The organism is Cohnella sp. GCM10020058 (genome assembly GCF_042683485.1).
Lineage (GTDB): Bacteria > Bacillota > Bacilli > Paenibacillales > Paenibacillaceae > Cohnella.
On the sequence record NZ_JBHUJV010000025.1, the window covers coordinates 20,268 to 43,939 of the forward strand.

Sequence of the window (23,672 nt, forward strand, 5' to 3'; positions counted from 1 at the left end):
CAAGCGGCACCTTCCTTGCAATCCGGACGACTTCTCCTGCACAATGTAGAAAATAAGCGGTTGACGGGCGGAGGAGACGGGATATGGAAGCGACGTCGAAGGGCGAAGCGCGCAGGGCGAAGATGCTGGAGCTCATCAAGGCGAGCGGGAGATTGTCGATTCAGGAGATTACGAGCGCCCTGCAATGCTCGGAGGCGACGGCGAGGCGCGATCTCGACCTGCTGGAGCGGTCGGGGCCGATCATACGGACGATCGGCGGTGCCGTCTATGAGGGCGCGCAGGCGCAGCCGGCAGCGGAGCTGCCCTTTGCGGATAAGAGGCAGGCTCAGCTGCAGGAGAAGGAACGGATCGCGGAGGCGGCGGCAGGGCTCGTGTCCGAGGGAGACGTCATCTGCCTGACGGGCGGGACGACGACGTTCCTTATCGCGCGCGCACTCAAAGCCCGGCGCAACATCACGGTCGTGACCAACGCGGTGAATATCGCCTGCGAGCTGGCGGACGCGGAGGACGTTCAGGTTGTCGTAGTCGGCGGCGTCATGCGGGCCAAGAGCTACGAGCTGATCGGGCCGCTTGCCGAGATTGTTGCGGACCGCATCAATATAACTAAAATGTTCCTCGGCGTCGACGGTGTCTCGGAGACGCACGGCTGGACGATGCATGCGGAAATGGAAGTGCGCATCGCTCAAATTCTGATCCGGCGCTCGAGCGAGGTGTTCCCGGTATTCGACGACAGCAAGCTGGAGAAAACGGCCCTCTTCACGATCATGCCGCTGGCCGGCGCCGCCGGCATCATCACCAACCGTCAGCCGTCCGGCTGGCTGGCCCGCGCCTGCAAGGACAATCGGATCGCCGTTCACGTGCCTGAACAGCTTCCGTAGATCCTGTCAAAATTCAAGCAAGTCGATATTCGCGAGGGGGAAGGGGAAGCGACATGCCGTTACGCAGAGCAATGTTGATCGGCACCGGCGGCTTCGGCCGCATTCATCTCAATGAACTCGTCCGTCTAGCGGACGCAGGCTCCCTTGAGCTGGCTGCGGTCAGCGACGTGCGCCTGACGGAGAGCGCGGCAGCCCTGGTCGCGGAGCGGGGGATCCGGCACTATGCCGACTACCGCGACATGCTCTCGGCGGCGTCCGGCGCCGACTTCGTCGTCATCTCCACGCCGATCCCGCTCCATGCGCCGATGAGCATCGGCGCGATGGAGGCCGGCTACCACGTCCTCCTGGAGAAGCCGCCCGGCGCCCTGCTTCAGGATGTCGACCGGATCGCGGAGACCGCCGCCCGGACGGGCAGGCTGTGCGCCGTCAACTTCTACGCGCCGTCGCGCAAGGCGCAGTCGCTGATCGCGCATGCGATCGCTTCCGGGGAGATCGGCCGCGTCAAGTGCATCAAGGCGATCGCCCTGCTTCGGCGCACGGCCGCTTATTTCGGCCGTACGCCCTGGGCCGGCAAGCTGTCCGCCGCGGGCAGCGTCGTTCTCGACGGCGCGTTCCACAACCCGGCCGCGCATCTGCTGTACAGCGCGCTGAAGCTGGCGGAGACGGCGGCGGGCGCCGTCGGCCGCGAGTCGCAGCCGGTCAGCGTGGCGGCCGAGATGTATCGCGCCAATCCGATCGAGAGCGACGACACGACCGCGATGCGCATCGAGATGAGCGACGGCACGGCGCTTTTCTATTACGTGACGCTATGCGCCAGGGAGACCGAGACGCAGCGGATCCGAATCGAGGGCGCCGAAGGCGCGATCGAATGGAACTATGACGACCAGGTGAGAATCTGGCGATACGGTCTGGGGAAGTCGTATGACTGCGCGGAAGGCGGCTTCGTCGAGCGGCGGTACCTGAACCTGATCCGGACGCTCGACGGGCAGGACGCAGGTCTCGACGTCTCGCTGGCTTCCGCGCGGCGCTTCACGCTCGTGGCCAACGGCGCGTTCGAATCGGCCGGAGAGATCCGCAGAATTCCTTCCTCCTTCGTCCGCCTGTCGGATGCAGAGGATCTGCCCGGCGCTTATATCGCAGGGATCGAGACCGCCATGAAGAAGGCGTTCGCGGCGGGCAAGCTGCTGGCGGATACGGGCGTGCCGTGGGCCGTGCAGCCCGAAGCGTTCGACCTGCGCGCTTATCGCCGATTTCCCCAGCGCTTCCGTATGAGTCAAGCCTAGCAGAGGGAGGCCGCAGGCGTGAACAACCGGCGGCCGATTTGCAAATCAAGCGGCGCGGCTCCGGCCTGTCTCGGCGACGAGGCGGGCTTATTTGCGTTTCATACTTCCAAGGTGCAGAAAACGGCGCAAAACCGGCGTTTACAGGCTTCTGTTTATGCGAGACGGCAGTACGATCCGGGCCAACGATCCGCTGCGGCCGGCCTCCAAAACGTTCAATTCGATTGTAGATAAAAAATGACCAAGTATAAGACAATTTACCCTAATGGCGATTCTATCGGGACTATGGCAGGCTTAAGGAGAAGCGCTTTCAAGAAGGAAGGAGGGAAGACGGCCGACGTGCGCTTCGGACAGTCAATCAATCGGAAGAAAGGCGGAGGAATTAACGAACGCACTACACGATGTAAGATAAGCACGCTCTGTCGCAATGGAAATGCCATCCAACGGAGGGAGTGTAACAATGCTTACGATTGTCAAAAAATCAGGGGTGTCGCTCCTCATTGCCAGCTTCATGTCCACCTCGTTCCTGTATCCGTCCGACTCCAAAGTTTACGCGGATCCGACGGAGGCCAACGTCGCGCTCGGCCAGGCGACCGTGTCGACCAACGGAGTCGTCTCCAATGCCGCGTCTTTGAAGCTGCTTGTCGACGGCGACCGCACGACGAGCAATTACGCGATGATCGACGCCTCGGCCGGACCCAAGTGGGTGCAGTTGGATCTGGGCGAATCGTTTCCTGTCACGAAGGTGAACGTGTTGAACGATTACAACCCGGCGGCCACCAGAACCGGACGGGATATCATCATTCAGCTGTCCAACGACCCTACGTTCGCGAGCGGCGTATCCACCATTTTCAACAACGATTCGGACAATACGGCAGGTCAAGGAGCCGGGACCGACGCCGCTTATCTGGAACCGACGGACGGCAGCGGCAAAACGATCGCGCTTAGCACGCCGGTCTCCGCCCGCTACGTCCGCTCGTGGGCGAATGGCCATATACGCACGGCCGACGCTTCGATTCAGAAGGTCAATACGCCGGTCGAACTTGAAGTCTACACCGCGATCCCCGCAACAAACGCATCTCTCCCGATCAATGTCAATTTAACCGCAAGCAACGCTACCGTGAACAGCGCGACGCTCGGCTGGACCAGTCCGGGACCGTCGGCGGTGACCGGCTATGACATCCGCTATTCGACTGCTCCGATCACGAGCGCCAACTGGGACGACGGGGCGGTCGTGAAACGCGTCGTCGGCGAGCCGGCTCCGGCCGCGGCATCTTCCGCTCAGACCCTGACGGTGAAAGGCCTGCCGTCCGGGGCGACCGTGTATTTCGCGATGAAAACGATCGGATCCGGCGGGCAAGTATCCAATCTGTCGTCCGTCGCGAGCATCGCGATCAAGCCGGTCGTGAATGTCGCGATCGGCAAGTCGGTGTCGACGAACGCCGTTTCGCCCAGCGGTCAGCCAATCTCCGCGCTGACGGACGGCGTGAAGACGACGGACAAATACGTGCTCTATGGCGTATCGGACGGCCCCAAGTATGCGCAAGTCGATCTGGGTCAGGCGTACGACGTCGCCCGGGTCAACATCCGCAACGACTGGGGCGCCGCCGGGACGTACCGGACCGGCAAGGATCTGATCGTGCAGCTCTCGAACGATCCGACCTTCGCCAGCGGCGTGACCACCGTCTTCAACAATGACGGCGACAACAGCGCCGGACTTGGCGCCGGCACCGATGCGGAGTACGTCGAGCCGGGCGACGGCAGCGGCAAGGACATCCTGCTGGCCGACACGGTCAGCGCCCGTTATGTCCGCTACTGGGCGAACGGTCACGTACGGGTCAACGGCACGGTCAACTTGGTCGACACGCCGGTCGAGATCGAGGTGTACGCGGACCCGCAGGACAATGTGCCGCCGGCGGCCGTCGCGAACCTCGCGGTCACGAGGACGACCTGGAAAACCGTAGATCTCAGCTGGACGGCGCCGGGCGACAACGGCAACGTCGGCAAGGCGAGCGCCTATGAGTTCCGCCGGTCGACTTCGCCCATTACGGCGGCGAACTGGGCAAGCGCGACCGTCGTGACCGGAGCGCCTGCTCCGCTGACGGCCGGTACGGCACAATCGTTTACGGTCGGCGGGTTGAACCCCTCCACGACTTATTATTTCGCGATGAAGTCGAAGGACGTCATCAACGACTCGCCCTTGTCGAACGTCGTCAGCAGCACGACGCTCGCTGCCGATACGGAGGCGCCTGCCGCCATTGCCGACCTTCAGGTGTCGCAGGCGATCATCCATTCCGCGAAGCTAAGCTGGACGGCGCCGGGCGATGACGGCACGATCGGGACCGCAGCGGGCTTCGAGGTGCGCTACTCCACCTCCCCGATCACGGCCGCGAATTGGTCTTCGGCATCGCTTGTGGAAGACAAAATGCCGCAGAAGGCTTCCGGTTCGGCTATGGCCATGAAGGTGAAGGAGCTGACCGCAGGGACGACCTATTATTTTGCCGTAAGGACCAAGGACTCGGTCGGCAACTTGTCGGCATTGTCCAACGTGGTGAGCGCCACGATCGCCACGCCGACGGCGGACGCGGTTACAGTCAACTCCCTGAGCGCCCTCCAGCAGGCGATCAACAACGCGCCGGCGGGAGGCCGGGTCATCACGCTTGCGGCCGGCACGTATAACCAGACGACGACCATCCAGATCACCGGCAAAAACAACATCACGATCCAGGGCGCTACGTCGAACAGAGGCGATACGATCATTAAAGGGCCGGGCATGTCCAATTCTTCCATGGACATCAACATCAAGGTCAACAATTCGGATTACGCCACCATCAAGAACATGACCATTCAGGACAGCTACTACCACGCCATCCAGATTAACGACGGCTCCAACTATTTCCATGCCGACAATCTGAAGACATGGGACAACGGAGAAGGCGGCTTCAAAACGACCTTTGACGTGAACGGGATCAACGGCTACACCGATTACGGCTTGATCGAGAACTCTTTGATCGGTTATACCACCAACGGCATCCAGAGCGTCGTTGAAGGCATCGATATTATCGCCGGCAAAAGCTGGGTCGTTCGCGGCAATAAGTTCGAGAACGCCCAAGGGTGGAGCGGCGGCGTCGCCTATGCCGTCTTCGCCAAAGCGAACTCGCTGGACACGATTATCGAGAACAACGTGCTCACGAACAGCTTTATCGCCATTTCGTTCGGCGGCGGGGGCTCGGGTCCGGCGTTTTTCCGCAACCAGGACACCACGTACGAGCATCGCGGCGGCATCATTCGCAACAACGTGGTCTACGGCACGCTGGACACGGGCGTCTATCTGAATAAAGCGACCGGGTTCAAGGTGTATAACAACACGATTCTGAATACGCCCGGCAGCGTAGGTTCGATCGAGCCGCGCTTTGCCGAGACGAGCGGCGAGATTCGCAACAATCTGCTCAGCGTCGCAGTCAAGCTGCGCAACAGCGCGACAGCGGTCCAGAGCGACAACCTGATCGGCGCGAACGGAACCTGGCTTGCGAATCCGGCGCAAGGGGATTATCACCTCCATCCGTTCTTCGGCGCGGGCGCTCGCGATATCGGCGTTGCGCTGCCCGAGGTGCCTACCGATATGGATGGCCAGACCCGTCCTTACGGCAGCGCGCCGGATGTGGGCGCGGATGAATTCGTTCCGAACGAAACGACCCCGCCGGCGGCGATCGCAAACGTCGCGGCAAGCGCAGCGACCGCGCGCACGTTCAAGCTGACGTGGAGCGCGCCGGGTGACGACGGCAATACGGGCACGGCTTATCTGTACGATATCCGATATGCCAATGCGCCGATTACCGAGGCGAACTGGAGCAGCGCGCAGAAAGTCGAGACTTCCTTGCTTCCCGCGGCGTCCGGCACTTCGCAGTCGGTCACCGTGACCGGGCCGACCGCCGGGACGACTGTCTATGCGGCGATCAAAACGGTCGACGATCAAGGCAACGTCTCCGCGTTGTCGAACGTCGCGTCGATCGCGATGGCGGCTTCCTCCGCCACCGAGTTCAGCCCGAATGACGACGTACAGGATGCGGCAGGCGCCATTTACCCCAATCAGCAGACGCTTGGCATTCAGAACAACGGATTCAGCATCTACTGGGCCTATTTGCAGGGCAATTTCAGCGGCTACGCGGGAAGCTCGGCCGAGCGCGCAACGCTGAGACTATATACAGCCTATAATAAGCCCATTACGATGAAGCTTACGATTACCGGCCTTCAGGACAATTCCTGGACAGAAGGTTCCGTTACAAGCTCGAACTTGCCGAGCGAGACCGGAGCGGTCAATCTGGGTTTGCTTCCCGTCAGCGGGCCGGGCTGGCAAGATTTCGACATCACGGACTTCGTGAACAGCCACATGGGCGACAAGAAGGTTTCGTTCAAATTGAGCGATCCTCTCGTACAATCAAACCCTGTGTCGTTTAACAGTTCGGAGAACCCCTACAACAGACCGATTATCGTCATTGAGAATACGGATACGTTGGCGCCCGACGCGATCGCCGATCTGGCAGCCGGCGAACGCACGCTTAGCAGCGTGGCGCTGAAGTGGACGGCGCCGGGCGACGACGGCAACGTGCGTACGGCTAGCGAGTACGACGTGCGTTATTCGTCATCGCCGATAACGGCGGCAAACTGGAGCTCGGCTACGCCTGTCATCGGGGAGCCTACCCCGCAGGTTGCCGGCACGAAGCAGCAGTTCAGCGTCCTGGGGCTGACCCCGGGAGCGACCTACTACTTCGCCATGAAGACGCGCGACAACGCGAATAACTACTCGGGCCTCTCCAACGTGATCCAGGTCGTCATGGAGTCGACGATCAACGTGGCCAAGAACAAGTCGGTCACCTCGAACGGAACCGCATCGAACAACGTGCCGCTGTCGATTCTGACCGACGGCGTGACGGCTCGCGACCAATACGCGCTGATCGGCGTATCGACCGGTCCGAAGTGGGTTCAAGTCGACCTGGGTCAGGCCTTCGGCATCAAAAAGATCAACATCCGCAACGACTGGGGCGCAAGCGCCGATACGTACCGGACCGGGCGCGACCATGTCGTCCAAGTGTCGAACGATCCGAACTTCGCGACAGGCGTGACGACGGTGTTCAACAACGACCAGGACAACAGCTCCGGGCTCGGGGTCGGCACCGATGCGGAATATCAGGAGCCGGCGGACGGGTCGGGCAAGACGATCACGCTTTCTTCCGCCATCAATGCCCGCTACGTCCGCTTCTCGGCCAACGGGCACGTGCGGGTCAATCAGACTTACAATGCGGTCAATACGCCGGTCGAAATCGAAGTCTACGCCGATCCGGGCGATAGCGTCGCGCCTGCCGCGGTCACGAATCTGTCCGGCAGCCAGACGACCTGGAAGACGACGAAGCTGAGCTGGACCGCGCCGGGCGACGACGGGTCCACGGGAACGGCGGATGCCTACGATATCCGCTATCATACGGCGCCGATAACCGAAAACAACTGGAACGATGCGGTGAAGCTGACGAACGCGCCGGCCCCGCAAGTCGCAGGCACCGCTCAGTCGGTCGCGGTTACCGGACTGACGCCTGCGACCACTTACTATTTCGCCATGCGCGCCATCGACGAAGCGACCAACGTATCTGCCCTTTCGAACGTATGGTCGGTCACGACGCCGGCATCCGATCCGACGCCGCCTGCCGCGATTGCCGATCTGCAGGCCGTCGCGCCGAACATTCGCAGCGTCCAGCTGACCTGGACCGCGCCGGGCAATGACGGTACGGTGGGCAAGGCTGCGGGTTACGACGTTCGCTATTCGACGTCCCCGATCACCGAAGCCAACTGGGCGTCGGCAACGCAAGCCGAGGATGAGCTCGCGCAGAAGGATGCGGGCTCGGCGATGAAGTTCCAGGTCAATCAGCTGTCGACCGGGGTCTCGTACTACATCGCCGTCAAAACGTTCGATGATGCAGGCAACTATTCGGCGCTGTCGAACGTCGTGACGGCCACGACCAATACGCCTGTATCCGATGCGGTGACCGTCACCTCGCTCGCCCAGCTTCAGCAGGCGATCGACGGCGCGCCGGCCGGCGGACGGGTCATTACCCTCGCTGCAGGCACGTACAATCAGACGGCTACGATCTCGATCAACGGCAAAAACAACATTACGATTCAAGGGGCGACGACGAATTACAACGATACGGTCGTCGTCGGCATGGGCATCGACAACTCGTCGCTCGACATCAACTTCAAGGTGAACGATGCGGACTACGTCACCATCAAGAACATGACGATTCGCGATTCGTACTTCCACTCGGTTCAGGTGAACAGCGGCTCGGACTACTTCCGCGCCGACCATCTGAAGACGTGGGACAACGGCGAAGGCGGCTTCAAGTCGACTTCGGGCGGCAGTCCGGATCTGCCTTACGCGGATTTCGGGGTCATCGAGAATTCGGTGATCGGCTACACGACCTCCGGCAAACGAAGCGTCGTGGAAGGGATCGACCTGGTCGCATCGAAGGGGTGGATCATTCGCGGCAATACGTTCCAGAACGCCAAAGGCGTGGGCGACGGCGTAGCCTATGCGTTCTTCGCCAAGGGCAACTCGATGGACACGATCGTGGAGAACAACGTGTTCCTGAACAGCTTTATCGCCATGTCGTTCGGCGGCGGCGGCACCGGGGCGAACTTGTTCCGGAACGGCGACACGACTTACGAACACCGCGGCGGCATCATGCGCAACAACGTCGTGTACGGCACGTTGGACGCGGCTGTCTACATGAACAAGGCGAACGGGTTCAAGGTGTACAACAACACGATGCTTAACATCGCGCCGACCGCCAGCGTAGGCGGCGTCGAGTCGCGCTACGCAGGAAGCAGCGGCGACATCCGCAACAACCTGATGGACAAAAACGTCAAGCTTCGCGACGGCGGCGCGGCGACATCGGGCAACAACATTATTGACGGTACAGCAAGCATGCTGGTCAACGCGGCGGCAGGCGACTATCATCTCAATCCGGCCACCGCGCAGCGTGCGATCGATGCAGGCGCAACGCTTTCGACGGACGTCCCGACCGACATGGACGGCCAGCAGCGTCCGACCGGCTCCGCTTACGATATCGGGGCGGACGAAGTGAGCGCGGCGCCGCTAGCGCCGACGAGCGTCACGGGCAGCGTCTACGGCGGCGCCGTCCAGCTGAGCTGGAGCGTCTCGTCCGGCGCGACGAGCTACAACGTGAAGCGCGCGACGGTCAGCGGCGGCCCGTACACGTCCCTGGCGACGGGAGTCACCACGAACGCCTACACGGATAGCACCGTTGCGGCGGGCACGACTTATTATTATGTCGTCGCGGCGGTTAGCGCCGGCGGCACGAGCCCGGATTCGGCGACAGCGACCGTCATCGTGCCCAATCCCGTACCGACGGGCGTCACGGCGACAGGGGGCGGCGGCTCCGTGACCGTCAACTGGACGGCAGTGAGCGGCGCAACCGGCTACAACGTGAAGCGAGGCACGGTCAGCGGCGGTCCGTACACGACGATCGCGACGAGCGTCACGGCGGTCACGTACACGGATCAGACCGTAACGAACGGGACGACGTACTATTACGTGGTCAGCTCCCTTTATAACGGAGGCGAGAGCGCGAACTCCTCTCAAGCGTCCGCAGCGCCTCTTGCCAATCTGGCGCTAGGGAAGACCGTGACGGCAAGCAGCACTTACAACACGACCAATTGGGGCGTAGGGAAAGCGGTTGACGGCGAACGCAATTCCATAGCCGGTAAATTCGGGTGGACCAGCAACGACTCGCTTACTGCCGATCATACCGAATGGATCATGGTGGACTTGGGGGCGGCAGCGACGATTGGCCAAGTCGGCTTATACCCCCGCAATGATACGGGGACCGTGGGGTATGGCTTCCCTGTGGATTTTACGATACAAGTTTCCACCGACGGGACGACTTGGAGTACGGTCGTGAGCCGTACCGCCTATGCGTTGCCTGGCAACGCCGTGCAGTCCTTCAGCTTCGCTTCGGCCCAGGCCCGTTATGTCAAGGTGACGGGGACCAGCTTGCGCAAAAATCCGAGCGATTCCAATTATTACAGAATGCAGCTTGCAGAGCTGGAAGTGTACTGAGCGATTAGTGCTCGCCTTCTAAGACGATAGGAAAAAGAACCGCGGGAATCAGCCTCTACAGCTGATTTCGCGGTTCTTTCTTTTTCCCGACAGGAGCGATCGGACGGACGCGATCAGGCGAGGTGACGCCTCCAACGGTGCAAGCTCCAGGCCATCAGGCCGACCGTCACGCCGGCGAATAGGCAGATAGCGGGCAAGAGTCCAAGCCGCTGCGCGACAATGCCAAGACCGAGGATCGGGAGGCTGACGCCCAGATAAGTCACCCCGTAATAGATCGATACGGCCTGCGCGCGATATTCGTCCGGTACGGATTCGTTGACGTAGCGAAGGCTTCGGGCGTAGCAGGGACCATGGCCCAGGCCAAGCATGACGGCGGACAGCGCGAGCAGTGCCGGAGAGTGGGAAGCCGCGGCGCCGATCAGCCCGGCCAGCCCCGACGCAAGCAGCAGGTAGCCGACGGTCAGATTGACGAGCAGCGGGAAGCGATTGCTCCGGATCTGGGCCCATGCGGACAGTCCGAGAACAAGGGCGAGCCCGACGCCGGAAGCGATCAGGCTCGATTCGCCGACGATATCGGGGAGGTAAGCCGGGAGGATCGCGGTGACCAAGCTCATGATCGACCAGGAGATGAACGATGTCCCCGCGGCCATATACAGCGCGGGGCGAATCGCGCGCGGCACGGCCGGCAAGCGGATCCGCATCTTGCCGCTAGCGCGTACGCCTTTATTTCCGATCAGCCAGAGACCTACGATGCTCGGAAAGACCAGTATCGCGTGAAGCGCAAAGGGAAGGCGCGTCGGATGAGCGGAGAGTTCGCCCAGGAAGCCGGACACGACCGGACCGAGCGCATTGCCCGCGGTCACGGCCGCGGAGCCCGCGAGCGCGGCCCGGGTCCGCGCCTGCACGCCGCCGAGCTCCGTCATGGACGCAACCGCGACCCCGTTCATGATGCCGACCGACACCCCCTGCAGCATGCGGGACAGCGCCAGCATGACCGGCCCGTCGGCGATGAGGAAACAGACCGATCCGAGCAGGGCGAACAGGATGCCGGAGAGCAGCAGCTTGCCCCGTCCGATTCGATCCGACAACGGCCCGGCGACGAGAATGACGGGAATCACGACGAGGGCGTAGGCGGCGAACAGGAGCGTCATGACCGCCGGCGGCAGATGCCACTGCGCCCGGTACAGCGCGTAGAGCGGGGCCGGCAGATTCGTGCCGAACAGCGTAATAAACAAGCTGTAGGCGACAATCCAGAAGGCCGATGTCCGGCCGATCGCGACCGGCTCGCGCCAATGGCGCCTCGCCCTGGTCTTGACCTGGAGCACGTCGAGCAGCCCGGCCAGACGCGCGGTCACGCCGTCCAGGCTGCCGGCTTCGATCGAGACCGCCACCTTCATCCGCGCGATGGCCGGCGTCCTGGACGAACGGACCGACAGCCTCTCGATATTGCAGCCGATGCGACCGAACAGCTCCGAGACGCTCGCCAGCACGCCGGGCCGATTTTTTACCGTTAACGAAACGATATGGGTAGCCATTGATGACATGCGCTCCTTTCCCGCTTTGGCCGAAAACCTAAAAACGTCCATGCCAAAAATGCCATTCCGAAAATGCCCGTTTATTGTAGCATCCGCACCGGAAGGCTTCCTATAGGGCAGCTTTAATATTTAGGGGGTCAGATTAGACCCTCCTTTTCCCCCCTCGGAAGGATAGTTTCCGAAGTTTAAAAATCACCTAGTAAACAACAATTTTAAGAGATACTAAGCGGTTCGGGACGGGTGATAAAATAGGTCCAACAGAATGGAGGAATGGGAATGAGCATGAAGGCAGTTACGGATTTGAAAACGATTCCAATAAAACGCGAAAGGACTTTACGCGCTTCTCTGTTTTGGAAGAAAATCAAAAAACAGCATGTCCTCTTATGGATGTCCGTCCCGATCATGCTGCATCTGGCGCTGTTCCAGTTCGTGCCGCTGTGGGGCTGGCTCATGGCATTCAAGGATTATCATATCGGGCAAAGCTTGTGGGACGCCAAATGGGTCGGGTTTACGCATTTCAAAACGCTGCTCACGCACAGCGGCTTTCTCCAGGACTTGCGAAACAACATCGTCATGAATTCGATGCAGCTGATATTGGGCACGGTTTGCGCCATCGCGCTCGCCATCGTGCTCAGCGAGCTCCGAAGCAGAGGGTTCGTCCGCGTCGTTCAGACGATGACCTACCTGCCGCACTTTGTCTCCATGGTCGTCGTCGCGAATATCTTCGTCATGCTGCTCTCTCCGGACGGTGGACTGGTCAATGAGCTGATGATCAAGCTGGGCTGGATCGACGAAGGGATCTTTTTCTTCGGCAAAGCCAAATGGTTCTGGGTCCTGCACACGATCATCATGACGTGGAAAGGATTCGGGTGGGGCGCGATTATCTACCTGGCATCGATCTCCGGTATCGATCCGGGGCTTTACGATGCGGCGCAGGTGGACGGAGCGAGCCGCTGGCAGCGCGTGAAGTATATCGTCATCCCGTCTATCGTGCCTACGCTGGTGCTGTTGACCATCCTGGACATCGGCTACTTGATGACCGGAGGCTTCGAATCGCAGTTCCTGCTAGGAAACGTGATCAATGCCGAATATTCGGAAGTCATCTCGATTCTGGCACTCAGGATCGGTCTTAACGAAGGAGACTTCTCGTTCGGAACGGCTGTCGGCATCTTCAATTCCGTCGTCAGCATGACGCTCGTCCTGATCGTGAATGCCATTGCCAGAAGGTACAAATCCAACCTCTTTTAAATTCAAGGCTTGAATCTTTTAAAGATTGGAGAGAATCCGACCATGCTTCTTCATCGGACTACGGGCGAGCGAATCTTCGATGTCGTTCTCTACGCGCTGTTGGCGGTGGCTGCCCTATCGACCGTATACCCCTTCATTTATTTACTCATTATTTCGCTTAATGAGACCTCGGATGCCTTGAAGGGCGGCCTGTATCTGTTTCCCCGCAAGTTTACGCTCGATAACTACGCTTATGTCTTTCAGAACGGCAAGCTTGCGAGGGCGGCAGTCAATTCCGTGCTTCGTACGGTAATTCATACGGTCTTGACCGTTTTCTGCTGCGGGATGCTCGCATACGTGCTGAGCCGGCGAACGTTCGTATTCCGCAGGCTGTTCAGCTTCACCCTCATCATCACCATGTACGTCAGCGGAGGGCTCATTCCCACCTACCTGCTGATGAGGAACCTGGGGCTGATGAATACCTTTCTCGTTTATATCGTTCCGGGACTTGTGAGCGCTTTTTACGTCTTCGTCATGAGAACGTTTTTCGAGCAGCTGCCCGACGGACTCGTCGAGTCGGCGCATATCGACGGCGCGAACGATTTTCGGGTCTATACGCAGATCATTCTGTGGATCAGTCTTCCGGTCGTGGCCACGGTCGCGCTCTATGCCGCCGTCGGCGCATGGAATTCGTGGTTCGACAACTACCTGTACAACAGCCGCAACGAGAAGCTCGCCGTCCTGCAGTACGAGCTGCAAAAAATGATTCAGACCGTTGAAACCAGTAACTCGGAAGCTGGAGATGGCTTGGGAAGACGTATTATTTCGCCGCTCACCATCAAATCGACGTTAACCATACTCGTTACCGTACCGATCCTGCTCGTCTATCCGTTCCTGCAAAAATATTTCGTCAAAGGCATGACGCTCGGGGCGATGAAGGACTGATTTCACTGCCGTCTCCCGCAAGCAAGGAAGAGACGGTATGAAATAATAAATCGATTAAAAAATCGGAGGTCGCAACAATGTGGAAAAAGAGCAAGCTTAAATGGTTAAGCGTCGTATTGATGACCGCCAGCATGCTGGTGACCGCATGTTCCAAAAACAATACGGAATCGTCGCCGAGCCCAAGTCCAAGCCCGAGCGTCTCTGGAGCCGCTTCCGCGTCTGCGTCCGCCGACCCGTCGCCGTCTGCCCCGGCCGAGAAGAAACCGTTCACGTTCACGATGAACACCGACAATCCGAACATGAACTGGACCAGCGACGTGGCGAAGGAAATTACGAAGCGCACGGGCGCAACCATCAAGTGGGACATCATCACCGGCGACTTCCGGACGAAGATGAACGTGTGGCTCGCGGCAGGCGATTACCCCGAAGTCATCAACATTCACGACAACACGCTGCAGTCCTATATTCAAGCGAAGGCCGTAATCGATCTGACCGATCTCATCAAGGAACATGCGCCCAACATTATGAAAGCCTATAACAACGACTTATCCTTGCTTCAAGATCGTAATGACGGGAAAATTTACGGTCTGCTGCAGCCCCCGACCCAGAAGGTGAACGATCTGACGCAGAAGGGTTGGCTCGCCATTCAGTCGGCCGTCCTGAAGGACGCCGGATACCCGCAGATCAAGACGCTGGACGACGTCCATGCCATCGTCACGAACTATATCAAGAAAAATCCGGAGATCGGAGGCGGCAAAACGATCGGCTTCTCCAACTTCGGCGAGGCGAATCAGCTGTTCAACAACTTCGATAGCGCCGCACGCCAGTACGCCGGCTTCGCGAATACTTCGACCGTTTACGTTGACGAACAACTGAACGCAAGGGAGCGCTTCTTCGAGCCGGGCTATACCGATTTCTTTAAATTCCTGAACCAAATCAACAAGGAAGGGCTGTTCGACCCCGAGTCGCTGGTACAGACGCAAGACCAGTTCACGACGAAGTGCAATCAGGGCCGCGTACTTGTCATCTTCGGAGGCAATATGGACTGTAACGCTTCGCTGGAGAGCAACAACATGGCCGACCACGCCTATGTCTGGTTTGACGTCGTGGCGCCGGGGCGGACGAAAACGATCGCAACGCCAAGAAAAGAAGCGAACCGCGGTGGCGAAATGTGGCTGTCGATTACGAAAAACGCCAAGGATCCGGTTCGCATCATCGAGTTCTACGACGATATGTTCAAGCTTGAAAACCAACTGCTTGTCGGCTGGGGATTTGAAGGCAAATACTATACCGTCGAGAACGGGAAGCGGGTCGTGACGGATTGGCTCGTCGATCAATACAAGACGCACCCGGATACGTTCTGGGAAGACGTGGGCCTGGGCTATGCCCGTCAAATGTCGGCCAACTATGGTGCCGGATTTACGCTGTCGGACGGCGACTTTGCGATGTGGCAATCGTCGGAAAGCTGGATTTCAAAGACAACGAGCCCGGTCGTGGTTGAGACGCTGGCGAAATACGGGGCAAAAACGCAAGCAGATCTGCTCGTCAAAGGCGTAGAAATAGATTATGGACGTACGGCTGGCAAGGGTACGGACGAGATGAAAAAGTTTAATACGGAAGCCCTTGCCGAGTGGGGCAAAACCCTTCCGAAGTTTATTCTCGAGAAGGACCCGTCGAAGCTCGACGGCATCTGGCAAGGACTCGAGAAGACGCTTAAGGAAAAAGGACTCGACGCGTACAACCAAGCCGCAACGAAAATTTTCCAAGACGCTGCGAATGAAATCAAGAAGAAGTAAAGAAGAAGTAAGTTTATAGGGGACAGGGTCGTTCCGGGCAGCGCATCGCGCTGGCGGCACGGCCCTTTCGTCTGGGGGTGCGGAGGCGGATTCGTATGGAGATGACCAAGACGTGGCGGGCGAAATGGATTCAGGATGCCGATTTCTACGGTTTGGCGCCGCTGAACGTGCTGCATAAGGAGCTCGAGCCGGCCGATCTGCCGGATCATCCGGTCGAGCTGATGAACCGGCACATGCTGGTGCGCCGGGTTTTTACGCTCGGGGCAGATGAATGCGAAGGCCAACGGATGTGGCTCGACATTACGGCGGACGATTATTTCAAGCTGTACCTGAACGGCGCGTTCGTCGCGCAGGGCCCCGCGCAGGGGTATGCGTTTCATTACCCGTACATGCGTCTGGACGTCACGCAGTGGCTGCGTCCGGGCGACAACGCGATCGCCGTGCATGTGTATTACCAGGGCTTAATCAATCGCGCTTACAACAGCGGCGATCTCAGGCAGGGCATGATCGCCGAGCTGTTCGCGGAAGACCGGCTGCTGCTGGCGAGCGACCATACCTGGAAATATACGGTCGCCCGCCAGTACGGCGACGGCGCCGCGGAGACGGTCGGTTACCTGACGCAGTATCTCGAGCATATCGACAGCCGGCTGGAAGAGCGCGGCTGGCGGGAGCTCGCATACGACGACAGCGCCTGGACGGCTTGCCGTCCGGCGGACGAGGACGACCATCGTTTGACGCTGCAAACGACGCCACCGCTTGCCGTGTACCGGCGTCCTCCCGCCTCGGTGACCAACCCGGAGCCCGGGCGCTACGTGATCGATTTCGGCACGGAGCTGACCGGCCAGTTCGTCATGGAAGCGCGCGGTGCGCCCGGCGAGCGACTGGAGATCCGCTGCGGGGAGGAAATGGACGATACCGGCGAGCGCGTGCGGTACGACATGCGCTGCAACTGCAAGTACCGCGAATGGTGGACGCTGTCGGGCGGGCTTGACGTGCTGGAGCCTTTTGAATACAAGGCGTTCCGCTATGTCGAGGTGATCGGCTCGCCGGCAGCGATTCGCACCGACTCGTTCGCGGCAATCGTGCGTCACTATCCGTTCGACGGCGACGCCTGCCGGTTCGACGCGTCGGACGAGATGCTGCGTCGGGTGTTGACGATCTGCCGCAACGGCCTCGTCTACGGCACGCAGGAGCAGTACGTCGATTGCCCGAGCCGCGAGAAAGGCCAATACCTGGGCGACAACACGGTCATTATGCACGCCCATATGTATGCGACGGGCGATTTGCGGATGGTCAAGAAGGCGCTCTCCGATTTTGCGCTCGCCGCGAAGCATATTTGTCCGGGCGGCATGGCGGTGGCGCCGGGCAGCTTTATGCAGGAAATCGCCGATTTTTCCTTTCAATGGCCGCTGCAGCTGCTCGAATATTACCGCCACAGCGGGGACATCGATTTCCTGCGCGAGATGGAGCCGGTCGCAAGCGCGATGATTCGGCATTTCGATCGCTATCGCTTGGCGAACGGGCTGCTCGAGCGCGTCAGCGACAAGTGGAACCTCGTCGATTGGCCGGACGGGCTGCGCGACGGCTATGACTTCCCGCTCTCGCGCCCGGTCGGTCCCGGGTGCCACAACGTGGTCAACGCCTTCTATTACGGCGCGCGCAAAGCGCTTGCCGACATCCGCGCGGCATTAGGGATGGACCCGGATTCGGATGAATTAACGTCCGGGCTGGAGCGGTTTCGCGACGAATTTGCGCGGGCGTTCTACGACGCGGAAAATCGGCGATTCGTCGACGCGATCGGCTCGAAGCACGCTTCTTTGCACGCGAACGCGCTTCCGCTGCTGTTCGGGCTCGTGCCTGACGACGGGGTTTCGTCCGTCGTCTCCTGGCTCAAGGGCAGGAACATGAACTGCGGCGTTTATTTCGCCTACTTTCTGCTCAAGGCGCTGGCGGCGGCCGGCGAGACGGATTACGTATACGCCAGGTTGACGGCCGAGGACGCGCATTCTTGGGGGAATATGGTGAAGGAAGGCGCGACGACTTGCTTCGAGGCGTGGGGCAAGGAGCAGAAGTGGAACACCAGTCTGTGCCATCCGTGGGCCAGTGCGCCGATCCCGCTTTTTATAGAAGAAATCATCGGGCTAAAGCCTGCGGCTCCGGGGTGGGAAGCCATCAGGCTGGCGCCGCGGATCCCGGATGCGCTGGCGCGCTTCGACTTTGCGTGCCGCGTGCGTACGGGCACGATCCGTATCGCTTACGCGCATGGGGAACTGGAGATCGAGGCGCCGGAAGGCGTGCCGGTCGTCAGCGCATAAAAGCTGTCGCGAGTCATGGGAGGTAGAGCGTGACATGGAAATTTCAACCGCAATCGAACATTTGAACCGAATGGTACAACAAACGTTGTCGCTGAGCCAAAAATACGGCCAGGACGAGCACGACGATATCGAATGGCGCTGGGCGCGATGGGATTGGAGCATCGGCGTCGCCTTCTACGGCATCGCGGAGGCGTACGACATCGCCCCTCATGCCGGCTGGTACGAAGAAATGCGGCAATGGATCGACGCCAAGATCGACAGCGGGATGAATAACGTCTGCGTCAATTCGACGATGCCGCTAAATGCGGTGCTATCGCTGCGCGAACGCAAGAACGACCCCAAATACGAGGGAATTTGCGACCGGTACGACCGCTACCTCATGCGGGAACAAAAAAGAACGCCCAGCGGCGCGATCCCGCACTTTATGAGCAGCGGAGGCGCCGCTGCGGAGATATGGGCGGACACCCTGTTCGTGAGCGTCATCTATCTGGCCAGACGGGGCGCCGAGCTTGGCGAGAAAAACTACGTACGCGAAGCGGTGAAGCAGCTCGTCCTCCACATGACCAAATTAAAAGACGAGTCGAGCAAGCTGTATTTTCATGGATGGGACGATGTCGCTTCCAAGCCCCTCGGATTTCTCTGGGGCAGAGGCAACGCCTGGGTCACGGCCAGCGCGGTCGATATTTTGCAGTACGAGCCGGAGGACACGCAGGAGAAGAGACTGGCTGTCGGGATGTTGAACGATCAGTTGGAAGCTCTCGCAAAATGGCAGGATCCATCGGGCATGTGGCGAACCGTGCTGGATCGGCCGGACAGCTATCTGGAAACCTCGGTCACGGCAGGCGTCGCCTACGGCATCTTGAAAGGCATTCGTCTGCGTCTCGTAGACGAGAATTTCAAGCCGGCGGCGGAGCGGGCGATGGCGGCCGTCATGGCGAGCATCGACGGGGAAGGAAACGTCCGGGGCGGGTCTACGGGGACGGCGGTGCAAGCCGATCTCGAAGGTTACCGGTCAATTCCGCTCGCGGTAACCCCGTTCACGCAAGGGCTAGGGCTGTTGGCCGTCGGCGAATGGATACGCTCTCAGCGGACAAAAGCTTCTCAGTAAAAGCCAGCAATGTCTCGTTTATAAAGAACGGCGTCCTCTCTAACATGATAGATAGCTGCAAAACACAAGGCGGTTCGAGGCGAAGGCCGGGAAGGAATGGACGATGATACCGATCAAGACGAACGCTGTAGCGCTGGACCGCGATTGGAAAATACAAGGCTTCGACGGCAGGGAGAACATTCCGGAAGCCGTGCACGGTACGAGCTTCGACGATGCGGAATGGCTGGCTGCCGCGGTGCCGGGGGACGTGCATTCAACGCTGCTGGCGCACGGGCGCATCGAGGACCCGTACTACTCGACCAACGACCAGGCTTGCCTGTGGATCGAACGGAAAACGTGGGTGTACCGCACGGTATTCGACCGTCCGAACGCCGCGGAGACGGCCGGCTTGGTACTGGAGCTCGACGGCCTGGACACGCTCGCGGAGGTGTTCGTGAACGGCGAGTCCGTCGCCGTATCCGACAACATGTTCGTGCCCGTCGCGGCGGAGCTCGCCGGCAAGCTGAAGGCGCGGGACAACGTGCTCGTCGTCCGCTTCGATCCGGTCGTCGAATACGCGGCCAAGCAGGACGTCTCCCGCTTCTGGTCCAAGGTCAATTACGAACGGATCTGGCTGCGCAAGTGCGCATGCCATTTCTCTTGGGACTGGAGCCCGCGCATCGTGACCGTTGGCATATGGAAGGAAGCCCGCCTGAAGGTGATCCATGCGGCGCGGCTCGCGCACCTGAACTTCAAGACGCTGTCGATCGGTCCGGACCGCGCGGAGGTCGAGGTCGAGGCCGAAGTCAGGCGCCGCGGCGCAGACGCGCGACTGACGGCCGAGACGATCCTGCGCGGACGCGACGGCGAAGTCCGGTACGAGACGGATGTGACGGACGGCAAGATCGGCGTCCGGTTCGCGGTGGAGCAGCCTTCGCTCTGGTGGACGTTCGATCACGGCGAGCCCTTCCTGTACGACCTGACCGTCAATCTGAAGGCGGACGGCGAGCTCGTCGATACGCTGTCCGAGGAAGTCGGCATCCGCACGATCGAGGTCCAACTTCGTTCGGAGAACGGCAGCCCCCGTTTCCATTTCGTGCTGAACGGCAGGCCGATCTACGCGAAGGGCGCGAACTGGATTCCCGCCCACAATCTCATCGGCGCGATTCCCGACGAGCGCTACGAGGACCTCGTGACGCTCTCCCGCGAAGCGAATATGAACATGCTGCGCGTCTGGGGGGGCGGCGTCTATGAAAAGGCAGCTTTTTACCGGGCTTGCTCCCGCCAAGGCCTGCTGGTATGGCAGGACTTCATGTTCTCCTGCAGCGAGGTGCCCGACTATGACGCGGCGTTCATGGCCAGCGTACGCGCGGAGATCGTGGCGAACGTCAAGGCGCTGCGCAGCTATCCGTGCATCGCGATCTGGGCGGGCAACAACGAGAGCCAGGCGATCCACAGCGAAAAGATGCACTACCGGAGCGACACGCGCTTCTACGGCGCGAAAATTTTCCACGAGCTGATGCCCGAGCTGCTCGAGCGGCTCGATCCGACGCGGCTGTATTGGCCCAGCTCGCCTTGGGGCGGCAACGATCCGAACAGCTTCGACGAAGGGGATACGCACAACTGGGCCGTATGGGCAGGGGACGTCTACCCGCGGCATTACGGCGAAGCCTCCAAGATGGACGTCTCGCCGTACGGCATCTCCTACCGGAGATTCGCGGAGGACACCTCCAAATTCAGCAGCGAGTTCGGCATTCACGGAAGCACGGTGAAGGAGACGCTGCGGCGCAACATCCCGGAAGGCGAGCTGTATTACGGCAGCTACGAGGTCGATTACCGCAACAAGGACTATGAGCCGGAAAAGGCGTCCATCACGATGGCGGGGTATTCAGGACTGCCGCGCGATCTGGACGAGTATATCGACTTTTCGATGCTGTGCCAGGCAGAGGGGCTCAAGTTCGGCGTCGAGCACTTCCGCAGGCGCATGCCGGAGAACGGCGGCGCCCTGATCTGGCAGCTCAACGACTGCTGGCCGGGCATCAGCTGGAGCCTCATCGACTATTATTTGTTTCCGAAGGCCTCTTACTACTATGCCCGACGCTTCTATCACCCGCTGCTGCTGTCGTTCAAGGAAGACGAGGGACGGATCTCCGTCTGGATGACCAACGACGGCAGCGAGACGTACGACGATACGATCACGGTCGGCGTACGCAGCTGCTTCGGCCAGCCGATCTACGAGCAGTCTTTCGAGGTTCGCGTCGCAGCGGGTGCCTCCATGCGGATCGTCGAGTATACACCCGCCGAGGTCGAGTGGCGCCTGGGCGTCATCGACAAGCGTTCCCGGTTCATGTTCGCGCGCAGCGCCCGGGAAGACGTCTACGACAATCACTTCTTTTTCGCCGAGCACAAGGATCTTCGGTTCAGCCCCTGCCGGCTGCAGGTGACCATGGAAGAAGGACCGGATGGCGTGCGAATCGCGATCGAGACCGATACGTTCGCCCGGTTCGTCAAGCTGACGTGTCCGATCGATCATACGATGTTCTCGGACAACTACTTCAACCTGCTGCCCGGCGAGCGCAGGACGGTGCTGGCGACGAACCGCAAGGGAAAGCGCGTCCTCGAGTCGGACATCGTCGTCTCGGCGCTCAACGCCAAAAAAACGGAGCTGCAGGAGGTCAGGACATGAGACGGAGCTACCTGATCCACGATATGGTCCGCGTCTGTCCGCAGACCGGAGAGATACTGGAGGAGCAGGCCCGCACCCGGTCGCTGGAGGAGTTGGCCGAAGCTTCGCGCGATCTGACCGCTCCGCGCAATGCGTACTTATCGTTTCAGTTGATCGCGAGGCTCGATGCGGCGGGACCGTCCGCGATCCGCTTCGAGGCCGAGGCGCTGCGAAGCGAACAGGGCGCGATCGGCGCGGACGAATTCGTCTTTTACGCACAGTGGTATCATCGCCTGCAAGGGCGTTATTATCCCGACGCCTTGGTGCCGCTGGACGGCGGAGACAACGGGCTGCGCACCTTGGCTGCAATTTCGGCCGAGAACGAGATAGAGAAACAAGCGTATGCGGCCGTCTGGGTGGACCTGTTCGTCCCGGCCGGCGTTCCGGCGGGTGACTACCGCGGCGAGGTCCGTGTGACCGCGGGCGGGGAGTCCGATACGCACGAGATTCGGCTCCGCGTGCTGGATACGGCCGTGCCGGACGAATCGTTGATCATCGCCGACCTGAACAGCTACGCCGACAATCTGTCGCGCCGGATGGACAGCCTGAGGCGCAATCCGGACCGCTACGAAGACGGAACGTATTTCAGGACGGAGCAGGCCTTTTTCCGCATGGCCCACGAGCACCGCTGCTTGCTGCATTATTTGCCCTACGAGCACTCGGGCCGCATCCCCGCCGCTTTTATTCCGGAGCTGGAGGGCCGGGGCAAGGAGATGCATGTGAAGGACTGGTCGACGTTCGACGAGCACTACGGTCCCTATCTGGACGGCTCCGCCTTCGAAGGCACGAAGCGCGGCGCGATCCCGATTCCGTACATGTATTTGCCGTTCAACTTTCACTGGCCGGCCGATTACGCCAAGTTCGGAACGAAGGGCTATCGCACGGAGTTCGCCGGGATCATGGAGGAATTCCACCGCCACTTCACCGAGCGCGGCTGGCTGCGGACGAAGTTCGAGCTTTTCCTGAACCACAAAAAGCGGTATAAGCTGTTCCCTTACGACGGAGACGAGACGCGGTTCGTCTGGGACGAGAAGGTCAACGACATTTATTACGACCTGGCGAAGGCTGTGCTGGAAAAAGAGAGCGGCGCGCGGTTCATTTTCCGTACCGATGCCAGCTGGAGCTACGGGCTGCACTTCGAGAAGTACGCCAATCTCATCAAGCTGTGGGTGGTCAATCACCAGATGTTCTCCTGGTTTCCGGAGAGCCTGGACGTCCTGCGCGATGCCGGCTGCGAGGTGTGGACCTACGGCGCCGCGGAGCGCATCCCGCAGTCCCTGCTTGCCACCGCAATCTCGCCGCTGGCCGCAGTGGCGCGGGGCGTCGACGGCTTCGTGTATTGGGAAAACACGAAGTGGGGGAACGGCTGGCAAGCGTCCCCGGATGCGGAAGGCAGCGAAACGATGTTCTACCCCGGAGACGAGCTGTTCGGCCTCAAGGGACCGATCCCGTCCATTCGGCTCAAGGCGCTTCGCAATGCGATGCAGGTCGCGGACTGCATGGAGCGGTGGATCGCCGAGCAGCCTGCGGGGCGAGGCCGGGCGCGGATGGCCGAGGCGATCGCCGGGGCGTTTGATCTGTTACCGGGAGCCTGGTGGCCCGGCAAGCCGAATTTTCTCGACAAGCCGCCCTACGAGTGGGAAAACGCCATGTTTAGCGAGGCGCCCCAGGCGTCGCTGCATGAGGGCCGGCCGCCGGAAACGTTTAACGACCTGAAGCAAAGCTTGTGGGCGATGCTGGGATAAGGAGGGCG

11 protein-coding genes are annotated in these 23,672 nt (G+C 60.4%); 10 read left to right on the forward strand and 1 reads right to left on the reverse strand.

The genetic code is table 11. The annotated features are described in order from the left end of the window. Positions 1-83 precede the first annotated feature (83 nt). The 3 genes from ACFSR7_RS34155 (at position 84) to ACFSR7_RS34165 (ending at position 10,289) form a co-directional block, all read left to right on the forward strand. Positions 84-878 (forward strand): DeoR/GlpR family DNA-binding transcription regulator, encoded by a 795-nt coding sequence (locus ACFSR7_RS34155; RefSeq protein WP_378169100.1) that lies wholly within the window; start codon positions 84-86, stop codon positions 876-878. 53 nt (positions 879-931) lie between these two features. Next, the gene (locus tag ACFSR7_RS34160; RefSeq protein WP_378169101.1) at positions 932-2,161 is read left to right on the forward strand and encodes a Gfo/Idh/MocA family protein; all 1,230 of its coding nucleotides are present in this window, start codon (positions 932-934) and stop codon (positions 2,159-2,161) included. A gap of 457 nt (positions 2,162-2,618) precedes the next feature. Further along, complete coding sequence (locus ACFSR7_RS34165; protein ID WP_378169102.1) at positions 2,619-10,289, forward strand: fibronectin type III domain-containing protein; 7,671 nt, start codon at positions 2,619-2,621, stop codon at positions 10,287-10,289. Positions 10,290-10,402: 113 nt separating this feature from the next. Here ACFSR7_RS34165 and ACFSR7_RS34170 read toward each other — a convergent pair whose 3' ends face one another. After that, positions 10,403-11,824: an MFS transporter gene (locus ACFSR7_RS34170; RefSeq protein WP_378169103.1), complete on the reverse strand. Its 1,422-nt coding sequence runs from the start codon at positions 11,822-11,824 to the stop codon at positions 10,403-10,405. Positions 11,825-12,211: 387 nt separating this feature from the next. Between ACFSR7_RS34170 and ACFSR7_RS34175 the strand changes: the two genes are divergently transcribed. From ACFSR7_RS34175 to ACFSR7_RS34205, 7 genes are all read left to right on the forward strand, one after another. Continuing rightward, positions 12,212-13,072 (forward strand): ABC transporter permease, encoded by an 861-nt coding sequence (locus ACFSR7_RS34175; protein WP_378169104.1) that lies wholly within the window; start codon positions 12,212-12,214, stop codon positions 13,070-13,072. A gap of 42 nt (positions 13,073-13,114) precedes the next feature. Beyond that, on the forward strand, positions 13,115-13,996 hold the full coding sequence (locus ACFSR7_RS34180) for a carbohydrate ABC transporter permease (protein WP_378169105.1): 882 nt from the start codon (positions 13,115-13,117) through the stop codon (positions 13,994-13,996). 77 nt (positions 13,997-14,073) lie between these two features. Then, positions 14,074-15,792 carry a type 2 periplasmic-binding domain-containing protein gene (locus ACFSR7_RS34185; RefSeq protein WP_378169106.1) on the forward strand — a complete coding sequence of 573 codons (1,719 nt, stop codon included), beginning with the start codon at positions 14,074-14,076 and terminating at the stop codon, positions 15,790-15,792. A gap of 95 nt (positions 15,793-15,887) precedes the next feature. Next, complete coding sequence (locus ACFSR7_RS34190) at positions 15,888-18,107, forward strand: family 78 glycoside hydrolase catalytic domain (RefSeq protein WP_378169107.1); 2,220 nt, start codon at positions 15,888-15,890, stop codon at positions 18,105-18,107. Between the two features lie 34 nt (positions 18,108-18,141). Then, positions 18,142-19,215, forward strand: coding sequence for a glycoside hydrolase family 88/105 protein (locus ACFSR7_RS34195; RefSeq protein ID WP_378169108.1), 1,074 nt, complete (start codon positions 18,142-18,144; stop codon positions 19,213-19,215). A gap of 103 nt (positions 19,216-19,318) precedes the next feature. Further along, positions 19,319-21,880: a beta-mannosidase gene (locus ACFSR7_RS34200; RefSeq protein WP_378169109.1), complete on the forward strand. Its 2,562-nt coding sequence runs from the start codon at positions 19,319-19,321 to the stop codon at positions 21,878-21,880. Further along, complete coding sequence (locus tag ACFSR7_RS34205) at positions 21,877-23,664, forward strand: hypothetical protein (protein WP_378169110.1); 1,788 nt, start codon at positions 21,877-21,879, stop codon at positions 23,662-23,664. Before ACFSR7_RS34200 ends, ACFSR7_RS34205 begins: the two co-directional genes overlap by 4 nt. Positions 23,665-23,672: the final 8 nt, after the last annotated feature.